Genomic DNA, 13,771 nt, shown 5'->3' on the forward strand with positions numbered 1-13,771 from the left:
ATTTGAATTATATTTATTAAGCCACATCTTTTTGTGGCTTTTTTATTTAAAAAAACCTTGTCTCAAATTCCAGAAATGTACTGGCAGAAACAAGGTTTATATCTAATAAAAGATTAATAGCGATGCAAAAATGCTTATAATTAATGTGTTATGCAATAGTTGAAGGTTAAATTAACATTAATTTTATCAACAAGTAATCAACTGTATTTCACTTTTCTTAAAATACGTAATGCTTCTTTGTAAAGATTATATAATTCTTCACTGTAATGTCGCAAATAAGGTTTGGCTTCATTTAGCCTGTCTATAGCATCATGAAAAAGATTGAGATAACAAATTAAATACGTTACCGGTAAGTTTTTTAAATCTTGCTCTTCGTTTTTTGTAAAAGGAAGTCCCTTTTTGAGTTTTTCTAAAATAGCATTGTTAGAATTATAAATGTGATGTAGTATTTTTTTATCAAATTGAGGGGGCTCAAATAATAGCTTCGTTTCAATATTATAATTGGCATTATCTTCAAAACTAATGATGGTTTCTTCTAACGGATAATATTTATTGGTGTTTTGAAGCCCAAGGTTTACATATTCAATAATTTTAAAACAATCGTCATTAATGGATATTGAAACCTCATCTAAAGCCGAAAAAAACAAACGTACCTGTTCGTTAATCAATTCTATATCAACTCTAGAAAAAAAGGTTTCACCTTTAACTATTTTTTTTTGACCAGACCAACACACCACAAAGTATTCTTTAAAAACTTTATATTGCGCGTTGTAATCTTTACGGGTATTCATAAAATGAAAAACGGAATCAAGTGTGTGTTTAATATTGTTTTGCGCATGGTTTTCAATGGCTTCAACAATTTTAGAATTGATATCTTTTATTTCAATATCGAACACTTTTGGCATGCTCATACTGCCATCTCTAAAAAATACCGAGCCACCATAATATTTCCAAATGTTTTTTCTTAACGATGTTATTTTACCTGTGGGACGAATGGTTACTAAACCCACAACTTTATCGTCTGGTAAATGCGGAAACGGAATGTTTTCGTACTGTACAATGGGCGGATGACTTAAATAGGCGTTAATGAGGTTTTGAATTTTACTATCGTCAAAAAAATCGACCCCAATGATGTTATTATCCTCGTCTTCAACACCAATTACGATGTACGAGTTGTTTTTTGGATTGCTATTTGAAAGCGCACAAATATGTTTTAAAAACTTAGCTTTTCCTTCTTTTTGACTAATATCTATTTTGCGCTTTTTATCATAAAAACTGTTCTCATCGTTGTGAGCTAAAAGGTGTTTTATAAGTAAGCGTTTGTTAATCATAGCTTTCATTCCTGCGAAAGCAGGAGTCTCCTGGTTTTAAGTTTAAAATTCTTTTTTCACAATAGATGAAGATGCCTGCGCAGTCGGAAACACCAATAAATCGGCAATATTAACATGTGGTGGACGTGAAATAGCAAAATAAATAATCTCCGCAATATCTTCGGCTTGTAAGGCTTTAAAACCTTTGTAAACGTTATCGGCAATAACATCGCCTTTAAAACGCACTTGCGAAAATTCGGTTTCTACCAAACCTGGATTGATGGATCCTACTTTTATCCCAAACGGATTCAAATCAATACGCATGCCTTCAGTAATAGCTAAAACAGCGTGTTTACTAGCGCAATATACATTGCCTTTTGGGTACACTTCTTTCCCAGCGGACGACCCAATGTTTATAATATGACCAGATTGTCGTTCAGTCATTTGCGGAATAATAGTTTTACTCACATAAAGTAAGCCTTTTACATTAATGTCCATCATAGCATCCCAATCCTCAATACTTCCAGTTTGTATTGGGTCTAATCCGTGAGCATTTCCTGCGTTATTAATTAAAATGTCAATGTTTTCAAAATCTTTTGGAAGTGAAGCAATAGCTTTTAAAGTTTCTTTTTTGTCACGCACATCAAAATTTAAAATATGTACATTGGTTAACCGCTCTAAAGCTTTTTGTATGGTTTTTAGGCGTTCTAGTCGCCTTCCGCAAAGCACTAAATTAATACTATGTTTTGCAAGTTCGTAAGCGGTGGCTTCACCTATACCGCTTGTTGCACCTGTAATTAGGGCTGTTTTTGTCATTTTACTTATTTATTAAAATGGTGTTTGATTTTAATTCATCAATAAAAATACTTAAAACAGATTTAATATGCTTTAATTAAAAAATAGTATGTTATTAATTTTAAGATTTGTGTAGTAGAAAACGTCAATTATGAAAAACCAATAATAAATTTTTGTTAAATGGCGATTTTATTGATGTTGCTATTTATTTTTAACCAATTTTTAACAGCTTTACAATAAAAATTTTAACAATTTGCAATGCTCAAAATAAGAGTAGTATATTCGAGTTTTTTAAACAATAAAAATAATGGAAGAGACAGGTACAATTGATATTAAGACAATTAACGAGAAAATTGAAAAGGAAAGCGCTTTTGTTGATTTACTAATGCTAGAGATGAATAAGGTCATCGTAGGTCAAAAACACATGGTAGAACGTTTATTAATTGGCTTACTGGGTCAAGGACATATTTTACTGGAAGGTGTTCCTGGTTTGGCAAAAACATTAGCTATTAATACATTGGCACAAGCGGTTGATGGAAGTTTTAGCAGAATACAGTTTACACCAGATTTATTGCCAGCCGATGTTACAGGGACATTAATTTATAACATGAAGGTTAGCGATTTCTCTATTAAAAAAGGACCAATTTTCGCCAATTTTGTTTTGGCGGATGAGATTAACAGAGCGCCAGCAAAAGTGCAATCGGCATTACTAGAAGCGATGCAAGAAAAACAAGTAACTATTGGTGATGAAACGTTTATTTTAGATAAACCATTCTTAGTAATGGCAACCCAAAATCCTGTAGAACAAGAAGGAACGTATCCGCTACCAGAAGCGCAGGTTGACCGTTTTATGTTAAAAACCGTTATCGATTATCCTAAATTAGATGAAGAACAATTAATAATGCGTGCTAACTTAAAAGGTGCTTGGGATAAAGTAAATCCAGTAGTTTCTGTAGCACAAATATTAAAAGCACAAGAGGTTGTTCGTGAGGTTTATATGGACGAGAAAATTGAAAAATATATCCTCGATATTATATTCGCTACACGTTACCCAGAAAAATATAAACTAGCCGATTTAAAACCATTAATCTCTTTTGGGGCATCGCCTCGTGGGAGTATAAATTTAGCTAATGCTGCAAAATGTTATGCGTTTATTAAACGTCGTGGTTATGTAATTCCAGAAGATGTCCGTGCTGTAGTTCAAGATGTTTTAAGGCACAGAATTGGTATTACTTACGAAGCTGAGGCTGAAAATGTAACTTCAGAAGATATTATTAGCAAAATTGTTAATGAAATAGAGGTACCATAAATAGTTGGCAGTAGCTTGCTCGAATTCTGATTTTGTTTTGACTGCTTACTGAAGACTGCACACTGCATACTTAAAAAAATGGATACTAAAGAATTACTAAAAAAAGTACGAAAAATTGAGATTAAGACTCGCCGTTTGTCTGATCACATTTTTGGAGGTGAATATCATTCAACCTTCAAAGGACGTGGTATGACTTTTTCTGAAGTACGTCAGTATCAATTTGGAGACGATGTGAGAAGTATAGATTGGAATGTAACTGCTCGTTATAACGAACCTTATGTTAAAGTTTTTGAAGAAGAACGAGAACTTACCATGATGCTTATGGTTGATGTTTCTGGCTCTGAATTATTCGGAACAAAAGAGCAATTTAAAAATGAAGTGATTACTGAAATCGCTGCAACTTTAGCGTTTTCGGCAACTCAAAACAACGATAAAATCGGACTTATTTTATTTTCAGATAAAGTAGAATTATTTATTCCACCAAAAAAAGGACGCTCTCATGTGTTACGTATTATTCGCGAACTTATAGAGTTTCATCCAGAAAGTAGACAAACCAATTTAGCTGAAGCTTTAAAGTTCTTAACGAATGTGATGAAAAAGAAAGCGATTGTATTTGTAATGTCCGATTTTATTGCAGATGATTATCATCAAACCATGAAAATTGTATCAGGAAAACATGATGTTACGGGCATTCGGGTTTACGATAAACGTGAAGAACAAATTCCAAATTTAGGGATGGTTCAAATGGAAGACGAAGAAACTGGTGAATTGATGTTGGTTAATACATCTTCTAAAAAAGTAAGGCTTAATTATGGTAAGTTTTATCAGGAAAAAGTGAATTACTACAAAGATAGTTTTACAAAATCTGGAGCAGGAAGTATAGATTGTCGTGTTGACGAAAGTTATGTAAAAAAATTATTGGGCTATTTTAAAAGAAGAGGATAATGAGCACGAAGTGCGAAGTTAGAAGTATGAAGAAACCAAAAATGGAAAGTAAAATTAAGAGAAGTATTAAAGATATGAGTAAGAAAACTTTAGGTTTCAGGCTGCGGGCTTCAAGCTTTCTTTTCTTTTCTGTGTCTTCCTTCTTGTCTTTCGCTCAAGTCACTTCAGCAATCGATTCAACATCTATTAAAATTGGAGAACAAATAACATATCTTATTCAAGTAGAAACTGATACAACAAGTTTAGTGGTGTTCCCCGAAGGGCAAACTTTTTCGCCTTTAGAAATGATTGAATCGTATAAAGTTGATACATTAAAAAATAACGATAGATATAATCTTATTAAAAAATACGGCTTAACTCAATTTGATTCGGGAGCGTACACCATTCCAAGGCAAAAAGTTATTATTGGGAGCAAAACCTTTTTTACCGATTCTCTAAAAGTTGAGGTTAACAATATTGTGGTAGATACTACAAAACAAGGGTTGTACGACATAAAACCCATTATTGAAGTTAATAAAAGTGGAAGTAATTGGTGGAAATATGTGTTACTAACACTTTTAATAATTAGCGTTGTTGGATTTTTAATCTATTGGTTCATTTGGCGAAAAAAGCCATTAACAGAAGAAGAACAAATTGCTTTGTTGCCACCATACGATAGAGCAAAATTGGCATTAAAAAAGCTAGATGAAAGCCATTATTTAGAACACGAAAATTTAAAGGATTACTATTCAGATCTGACATTCATTATTAGAAAATATCTTGATGAAAGGGTTTACGATCGTGCTTTAGAAAGTACTACAGACGAATTGATTAGCAGATTAATATTGCTTAAAGAAGGCAATCAAGTCGATATAAGTAAAGAAGATATAAAAAACCTAGAAAGTATTTTAAAACGTGCCGATTTGGTAAAATTCGCAAAATCTGCTCCAGATGTTGAATTGGCAAAACTTGATAGAAATACTATTGATATAGAAATTGACCACGTAAAAGAAGCCTTACCAGAACCAACCGAAGAAGAAAAGCTTTTAGATATTAAATACAAAGCTGAGCAAGAACGTAAAAAGCAACGTAAAAAAGTTATTATTACAGTTGCAATAGGAGTATTTTTGTTGTTAGCAACCTTTGTTGGTTTTGGTGTAAAATATGGTTTTAGTTATGTTAAAGACACTATTACTGGGCACGAAAGTAAAGAGCTTTTAGAGGGTAATTGGGTAACTAGTGCTTACGGATTTCCGCCAGTAACTATTTCAACACCCAAAGTTTTAAAGCGTACAGATTTGCCTATTCCAGAAGAGATGAAAGCCCAAGTAAGCATGACATCTTTTATGTATGGTACTTTGTTGGATGTTTTTAGTGTGGGCATAACAACCTCTACCTATCAAAATATGGGTGAAAATAAAATCGATTTAGAAAAATCTTCTGAGAGAAGTATAAAATCGATGGAAGCTATGGGAGCAAAAGACATTGTCGTATTAAGAGATAAGTTTGTAACGCCAAATGGAGCAGAAGGATTAAAAACTTCAGGAACGTTAAAGGTACCTAGCTTAACTTCAAAAGAGTTTAAAGAAGCCAATTATGTGTTGCTTCAATTTACTTCAGATAATGTGTTGCAACAAATCATTGTTACTAGTCCGAAAGACGATACGTATGCAGATCAAATGGTGGAGCGTATTTTAAATTCAGTAGAACTTAAAGAAGCAGAAGAATAATGTTTGAAGGGATTCAATTTCTAAATAAAGAATTGTTTTGGTTAATGTTATTGTTGCCATTAGCCATATTGTGGTATGTATTAAAACATAAAAAGCAAACAGCAGAACTTAAAATATCAAGTTTAAAAGGTTTTAAAATAACGAACTCATGGTTGCCAAAAGTAAAGCATTTATTATTCGCTTTAAGACTCATAGCCTTAGCATTATTAATAACAGCTATTGCAAGACCTCAAACCGTTGATGTATCATCAAAAACAAAAACCACGCGAGGTATAGATATTGTCATGGCTATTGATGTATCGGCAAGTATGCTGGCTAAAGATTTATCACCAAACCGTTTAGAGGCCTTAAAAAAAGTAGCAGCAGAGTTTATTAAAGGTAGACCAAACGATAGAATTGGATTGGTTGAATACGCTGGTGAAAGCTTTACAAAAACACCAATAACTAGCGATAAATCTATTGTATTGCGGTCTTTAAAAGATATAAAGTACAATACTATTATTGAAGGCGGAACAGCAATAGGCATGGGTTTAGCGACTTCGGTAAACCGTTTAAAAGACAGTAAAGCTAAGAGTAAAATTATTATATTATTGACAGATGGGGTTAATAATTCTGGGTTTATAGACCCAAAGATTGCTAGTGAATTGGCTTTAGAATATGAAATAAAAACCTATACTATTGGTTTAGGAACTAATGGAACGGCACTTACGCCTGTAAGTGTATTGTCAAATGGTAATTTTCAATATGCAAGAGCACAGGTCGAGATTGATGAAGAATTGCTAAAAGAAATTGCTGAAGTTACGGGTGGAAAATATTTTAGAGCAACGAATAACAAAAAGTTAGAAGAAATTTATAACGAAATAAATAAGCTTGAAAAAACAGAAATTGAAGAATTCAAATTCTATAATTACGAAGAAAAGTATCGATCATTAGTGCTATTAGCAGGATTATTATTGCTTTTAGAATTACTATTACGCTATACTTTCTTTAGAAGTTTTGTCTAAAAAAGATAAATAATATATGTCACACTGAGCGCAGTCGAAGTGTTTTTTATAATAAAATATTAGTGAATTTGTGGCAGAAACAAATCCACGACAAACAAATAAACAATTAATGCAGTTAGAAGAAAAAATATGGTTTTGGGCATTGGGAATTATCCCAGTAATAATCCTATTCTTTTTGGTGCTTCAAATTTGGAAACACAAAGCACAAAATAAATTTGCCGATAAAAAGCTGCTTAAAAGATTAAGTCCAAACAGATCGTTATTCAAATCTATTTTAAAAATAGGAGTTCTAAGCTTAGCTTTTGCTTGTTTAGCAATTGCCTTAGTAAATCCAAAAATAGGAACTAAATTAGAAACTGTAAAGCGAGAAGGTGTAGATATTGTTTTTGCTATCGATGTTTCAAAGAGTATGCTTGCCGAAGATATTGCGCCTAACCGATTGGAAAAATCGAAACAGCTGGTTACGCAAATCATCAATAATTTAGCAAGTGATCGTGTGGGTATTATTGCTTACGCAGGAAAAGCATTTCCGCAATTACCAATAACTACAGATTATGCATCGGCTAAAATGTTTTTAAATAGCATGAATACAGATATGCTATCATCGCAAGGAACTGCTATTAACGAAGCTATTAAATTATCTAAAACCTATTTTGATGATGAAGAGCAAACCAATCGTGTGCTTATTATTATTTCGGATGGAGAAGACCATAGCGAAGATGCTGTTGCACTAGCAGAAGAAGCTAACGAAGAAGGAATTCGGATTTTTACCATTGGTGTTGGCGATGTAAAAGGTGGCCCAATTCCAGAAAAACGTAATGGCATTGTTTTAAATTACAAAAAAGATAACCAAGGCGAAACAGTAATAACACGTTTAAATGAAGAAACGCTAAAGGGTATTGCCGAAGAAGCCAATGGTGCGTATATAAATGGAAAAAGCACGAGCGATGTAGTTGAAAGCATCAGGGAGGTATTAAACAAGATGGACAAAACTGAATTTGAAGCAAAACAATTTGCAGAATATAAAGATCAGTTTCAATGGTTTTTAGGATTTGGCATATTCTTTTTACTCTTAGATATTTTTCTTTTAGAACGAAAAACGGCATGGTTAAAAAAGCTGAATTTGTTTAACGAGAATTTATAAAATTTTTAACGGACATACATTGAAAGGTTTTCTATATTAGAATTTAGAATTAATAAATAGAATGAAAAACATATTAATAATCATATTAACTTTATTTACTGCCTTTTCTTTTGCACAAGAAAAAGAGCAGTTATTGGCATTAAAAAAAGCTAATAATTATGTATATGAAGGTAATAGTTTAGTAAACGAAGACGATTTTGTTTCGGCAGAAATGGCATATAGAAAAGCCATATCAGAGCAACCAACCAGTATAGCAGGGATTTATAATTTAGGAAATTCATATTACAAAAAAGGAAATTACGAAGAGGCATTATATCGTCATCAACAAGCGGCAAAAAACGCAGTTTTAAAAACTCAAAAACACAAAGCATTCCATAATATTGGCAATATTTTAATGCAAAACAAAAAGTGTAAAGAAGCTGTTGAAGCTTATAAAAATGCATTAAGAAATAATCCTACCGATGATGAAACACGTTATAATTTAGGACTAGCAAAGGCATGTGCGGAGCAACAAAAAGATCAAGAAGATCAAAATAAAGACGACGAGAACAAAGACAATAAAGACGACCAAGAAAATAAAGAAAACGAGGATAAAAAGGATAAAGAAGGCGAAGACAAGGAAGATAAAAAAGACGAAGGCGATAAGGATAAAAAAGAAGGTGACGATAAAAAGGATGAGGAAGGAAAGCCTAAAGATGAAAAAGAAGATAAAGGAAAAGGAGAAGATGATAAGAAAAAAGATCAGCAAAAACCTAAACCACAACCTGGACAATTATCACCTCAGCAAATAAAAAGTTTGTTAGAAGCTATGAATAATCAAGAAAAAAAGGTTCAAGAAAAAATAAATGCAGAAAAGCAAAAAGGCGTGAAAATAAAAACAGAAAAAGACTGGTAAAATCTAAGATTTAAGAGAAAAGAATCAATAACAAAGACTTAAAAAATGTTTTTGTCATTCCAGCTAAAGCAGGAATCCATTTTTGAAAAGATAAATGAAATTTAAAAAACACATATCCATTTTAATACTAATGCTTGTAACAAGCTTTGCCTTTTCGCAGGTGAAATTTGAAGCTAAGGTTAGCAAAAAGAAGTTGGGAATAAATGAACGTTTACGTGTCGATTTTGAAATGAATCAAGATGGAGATAATTTTAATCCACCTAATTTTAATGGATTTACAGTTGTTGGCGGTCCAAATCAATCGGTAAGCAATTCATGGATTAACGGTGTCCGATCATACAAGAAAACATACAGTTATTTTTTAGCACCTAAAAAACAAGGTAACTTCACAGTAAGTCAAGCAACCATTTCTGTTGATGGCGAAACCTATAAAACCTTACCAATAAAAGTATTAGTTACCGCTGCAGTTGATAAGCCAAAAGACCCAAATAACCCTGATTATATTGCTTCAGAAAATATTCACTTAGTTGCTGAAGTTTCAAAAACAGACCCGTATTTAAATGAGGCTATTACTGTAGTTTACAAACTATATGTGTCGCCAAATACAGGTGTAAATAATTGGAGAGAAATTGATACCCCAAGATATAACGATTTTTGGAGTCAGAATATAAATATGAAAGGGCTGAAGCAGGAAAACGGAACTTATAAAGGTGAAGATTATAGATATGTGATTTTGCGAAAAACAGTGTTATATCCGCAAAAAACAGGAAAATTAAATATAGAACCATTAAGCTTAGATCTTACCGTACAAGTACCAACAAATAGACGCGATATTTTTGGAAGTCGTTTAATGACACGTGTTAATAGAACCGTTTCAGCTGGTAATAAAACTATTAACGTAAAACCTTTACCAGAAAAAGGAAAGCCAATAGATTTTACTGGAGCTGTGGGTGATTTTAATTTTAATGTATCGGCATCAAAAACCGAATTAGATGCTTCAGAATCGCTTCAAGTAAAAGTTGGTGTTAGCGGAAAAGGCAATCTAAAATTGTTTAAATTACCTAAAGTGTCGTTACCAAGCTCGCTAGAAGTATACGAGCCGGAACATACTGAAAACGTTAAAACAAACTTAGCAGGTATGCAGGGTAATATTTCAGATAGTTATACCGTTGTGCCTCAGTATAAAGGCAAATATCCAATACCTAGCATTTCGTTTTCATATTTCGATTTAAAGACAGAAAGTTATAAAAGATTGTCGTCTGATGAAATAGTAATTGATGTTTTAGATGGACCACTTAATAATGATTCAAATTCAAATACAACTAATACTAATTCAGGAAAGCAACGTGTTGTTTTAAATAACGACCAGTTTACATTTATAAAAACGAAAACAAATTTTTCATCAATAAATTCATCATATTTCTTTAAAACACCATTGTTTTGGAGCGTTTTATTATTACCATTTTTAGCCATTCCGTTAGCTATTGTTATTAGAAAGAAAAAAGCAAGTAGAGATGCCGACGTTTATGGTAATAAAATTAGAAAAGCTGATAAATTAGCTAAGAAATATTTAAGCAATGCCAAAAAAGCACTAGGCAAAAAAGAAGCCTTTTATATCGCTTTAGAAAAAGCGTTGCATAATTATTTAAAAGCCAAATTACATATAGAAACGAGCGATTTAAGTAAAGATAAAGTGGTTAGTTTACTTAAAGATAAGCAGGTTGATGACATCGCGATTTCAGATTTTGTAAGCATTATTAAAAATTGTGAATTAGCACGCTACACGCCTATTACAAATGTAGAAATGCAACAAGATTATGAAAAAGCAGCAAAAACAATTTCGTTAATAGATAAACAAGCACGTTAAAATGAAGAACATAATATACATTTTAGCATTTTTATTTAGCACTGTAGTTTTTCCTCAAAACGAAATGCTTTTCGAGCAAGCAAACACTTTATATAATCAAGGAAAATATGCTGAAGCTATAGATAAGTATACAGCTATTTTAGATACAGGAAATCATTCTACAGAATTGTATTTTAATCTAGCCAATGCACATTATAAATTAAATAATATAGCACCAAGCATTTACTTTTACGAAAAAGCATTACAATTATCTCCAAATGATAAAGAGATAAAAAGCAATATGGCATTTGCGAAAAACATGACTATTGATGCTATTGATGTTATTCCAGAAACAGGATTATCTAAATTGATTAAAAACATTACTAATATGATGAGTTTTGATGCTTGGGCAAAAACTGCTGTTGCTTTTGTATTGTGTTTTGTCATATTATTTTTAATTTATTATTTTGCTTATTCAACTATAAATAAACGACTCGCTTTTATAGGCAGTTTAATAAGTTTGCTATTATTATGTGTTTCTTTGGGCTTAGCATTTCGTAAATTTAGCATTGATAAACAAAATAAACCAGCTATTGTTTTTGCCCAAGAAAGCAAAGTAAAGAGTGAGCCAAATTACAGAAGCGAAGAGTCTTTTCGATTACATGAAGGCACGAAAGTTCAAGTACTGGATACAGTAAATAGTTGGAAAAAAATAAAACTAACAGATGGTAAAACAGGATGGGTGAATTCTGACGACATTAAATTGTTATACAATTTTTAATATATATTAAACAAAACAGATTAAAAATATTATATTTGCCCGCATAAAACGATAAAGTAAATGTCAAAAAAAAGAGTATCTATATTTTTTTCAGTAATCTTTTTACTGTTTATAGCTGCGCCAACTGTTATATTAATGGTTGATGATACAATTGATGTTTCTATAATTTTCTCTACTTCTGAAGAAGAAGAAAAGGGGTTTAAAATTGCATTTTCAAATGAAAAAGCTAATGAATCAGATTTAGCTTTAACTTTCACTGAAAATAACTTAGGATATTTTTTTAAAAATTATCCTAAACCACACTTAAACCTTATTTTCCCACCTCCCGAACAAAACATATTATAAGTCGGTTTTTTTGGCTATTAAGTTAGCCTTGAATTTATTTAAAAAATACTTTTAATCTTCTTTTATGATTAAGAGCTTAAGCGAATTTATTATATGTTTAAAACTATTAAGAATGACATACCAGCGAGTATTGTCGTATTTTTTGTTGCATTGCCATTATGTTTAGGTATTGCATTAGCAAGTGGTGCACCACTTTTTTCAGGATTAATTGCAGGAATTATTGGAGGAGTTGTTGTAGGGAGTTTAAGTGGTTCAAAAATTGGAGTAAGTGGGCCAGCTGCAGGTTTAGCAGCCATAGTATTAACTGCTATTGGAACTTTAGGAAGTTATGAGAACTTTTTAGTTGCAGTAGTTTTAGGAGGAATTATTCAACTTGTTTTTGGAATTTTAAAAGCAGGAATTATTGGATATTATTTCCCATCCTCAGTTATTAAAGGAATGCTAACAGGGATAGGAATTATCATTATTTTAAAACAAATTCCTCATTTTTTTGGTTACGATAAAGCATTTACTTTATTTAAAGTAGATGGAGAAAGTACAACTACACAAATATTAAACATTTTTGATCATATTCAACTAGGATCAACAGTAATAGGGATTATTGGATTAGCTATTTTGTTACTTTGGGACAAGGTGTTATCTAATAAAGGGAAAATATTTCAGATTATACAAGGACCATTAGTAGCGGTTGCAATCGGAATCATTTTTTATGTGTTAACACAATCTAATGATGCTTTGGTAATAACAAAAACACATTTAGTAAGCGTTCCAATACCAGAAGATGTAACATCATTTTTAGGACAATTTAGTTTTCCAAACTTTAAAGTGATTTTAAATCCAGAAGTCTGGATAGTAGCATTTACTATTGCTTTAGTAGCAAGTTTGGAAACGCTTTTGTGTGTAGAAGCTACAGATAAGTTAGATCCACATAAAAATGTAACACCAACTAACAGAGAATTATTAGCTCAAGGTACAGGTAACATTATTTCTGGAATGATTGGAGGTTTACCAATAACACAAGTTATTGTAAGAAGTTCTGCTAATATTCAATCTGGAGGAAGAAGTAAAATGTCTGCAATTATTCATGGCTTTTTATTATTAATATCTGTGATGATAATCCCTAGATTATTAAATATGATTCCGTTATCCGTTTTGGCAGCGATATTATTAATTGTTGGATACAAGTTAGCAAAACCAGCATTATTTAAAAAAATGTATATTTTAGGTTGGAAACAATGGGTACCATTTAACGTAACTGTTTTTGGAATTGTATTTATTGATTTATTATACGGAATCGGTTTAGGGTTAGCTGTTGGCATTGTTGTTATACTTATTAAAAGCTATCAAAACTCACACTTTTTGCATAAAGAAGGAGAAGGTGTTGACGATGGTAAAATAAAAATGACCTTAGCAGAAGAAGTAACATTTTTTAATAAAGGTGCAATCTTAAAAGAATTAGATAAACTTCCTAAAAATTCATTCTTAGAGTTAGATGTTAGAAAAACAAGATATCTAGATAACGATATTATAGAAATTTTGGATGATTTTGCGTTTAAAGCAAAAGAACGCAATATCACAATAAAATTAATTTCAGAACGTGGAATTATTGAAAACCCACCAAGTTATATCGAGTTTTTTAAACTAAGACCAAAATCAGCATAATTGTACAATTGTAAATTTAAAAATAT

Annotated in this window: 12 protein-coding genes; 10 read left to right on the forward strand and 2 right to left on the reverse strand. The window is 31.6% G+C overall.

The window, feature by feature from the left end; translation table 11 throughout:
* Positions 1-197 precede the first annotated feature (197 nt).
* Both RG22_RS08975 and RG22_RS08980 read right to left on the reverse strand, forming a co-directional pair.
* Positions 198-1,331, reverse strand: coding sequence for an ATP-binding protein (locus RG22_RS08975; RefSeq protein WP_034045909.1), 1,134 nt, complete (start codon positions 1,329-1,331; stop codon positions 198-200).
* A gap of 42 nt (positions 1,332-1,373) precedes the next feature.
* Positions 1,374-2,126, reverse strand: a complete 753-nt coding sequence (locus RG22_RS08980; protein ID WP_034042594.1) for an SDR family NAD(P)-dependent oxidoreductase — start codon at positions 2,124-2,126, stop codon at positions 1,374-1,376.
* A gap of 286 nt (positions 2,127-2,412) precedes the next feature.
* On the opposite strand from RG22_RS08980, the gene RG22_RS08985 reads away from it, so the two are divergent.
* From RG22_RS08985 to RG22_RS09030, 10 genes are all read left to right on the forward strand, one after another.
* Positions 2,413-3,414 carry an AAA family ATPase gene (locus tag RG22_RS08985; RefSeq protein WP_034042596.1) on the forward strand — a complete coding sequence of 334 codons (1,002 nt, stop codon included), beginning with the start codon at positions 2,413-2,415 and terminating at the stop codon, positions 3,412-3,414.
* A 78-nt stretch (positions 3,415-3,492) separates the two neighbouring features.
* On the forward strand, positions 3,493-4,359 hold the full coding sequence (locus RG22_RS08990) for a DUF58 domain-containing protein (protein ID WP_034042597.1): 867 nt from the start codon (positions 3,493-3,495) through the stop codon (positions 4,357-4,359).
* Between the two features lie 74 nt (positions 4,360-4,433).
* Positions 4,434-6,068 (forward strand): hypothetical protein, encoded by a 1,635-nt coding sequence (locus RG22_RS08995; RefSeq protein ID WP_052143837.1) that lies wholly within the window; start codon positions 4,434-4,436, stop codon positions 6,066-6,068.
* Entirely contained in the window at positions 6,068-7,072 is a 1,005-nt protein-coding gene (locus tag RG22_RS09000) for a vWA domain-containing protein (RefSeq protein ID WP_034042598.1), read from the forward strand. The genes RG22_RS08995 and RG22_RS09000 overlap by 1 nt, the downstream gene beginning before the upstream one ends.
* Positions 7,073-7,181: 109 nt before the next feature.
* Positions 7,182-8,216, forward strand: a complete 1,035-nt coding sequence (locus RG22_RS09005) for a vWA domain-containing protein (protein ID WP_034045912.1) — start codon at positions 7,182-7,184, stop codon at positions 8,214-8,216.
* A gap of 61 nt (positions 8,217-8,277) precedes the next feature.
* Positions 8,278-9,111, forward strand: coding sequence for a tetratricopeptide repeat protein (locus RG22_RS09010; RefSeq protein WP_034042599.1), 834 nt, complete (start codon positions 8,278-8,280; stop codon positions 9,109-9,111).
* A 94-nt stretch (positions 9,112-9,205) separates the two neighbouring features.
* Positions 9,206-10,978: a BatD family protein gene (locus RG22_RS09015; protein ID WP_034042600.1), complete on the forward strand. Its 1,773-nt coding sequence runs from the start codon at positions 9,206-9,208 to the stop codon at positions 10,976-10,978.
* Between the two features lies 1 nt (position 10,979).
* Positions 10,980-11,738, forward strand: coding sequence for an SH3 domain-containing protein (locus RG22_RS09020; protein ID WP_034042601.1), 759 nt, complete (start codon positions 10,980-10,982; stop codon positions 11,736-11,738).
* Positions 11,739-11,798: 60 nt separating this feature from the next.
* Positions 11,799-12,083 (forward strand): hypothetical protein, encoded by a 285-nt coding sequence (locus RG22_RS09025; protein ID WP_034042603.1) that lies wholly within the window; start codon positions 11,799-11,801, stop codon positions 12,081-12,083.
* 93 nt (positions 12,084-12,176) lie between these two features.
* Complete coding sequence (locus RG22_RS09030) at positions 12,177-13,745, forward strand: SulP family inorganic anion transporter (RefSeq protein ID WP_034042605.1); 1,569 nt, start codon at positions 12,177-12,179, stop codon at positions 13,743-13,745.
* Positions 13,746-13,771: the final 26 nt, after the last annotated feature.

The sequence above is a fragment of the Wocania ichthyoenteri Th78 genome (assembly GCF_000789235.1).
Taxonomy (GTDB): Bacteria; Bacteroidota; Bacteroidia; order Flavobacteriales; family Flavobacteriaceae; genus Wocania_A; species Wocania_A ichthyoenteri.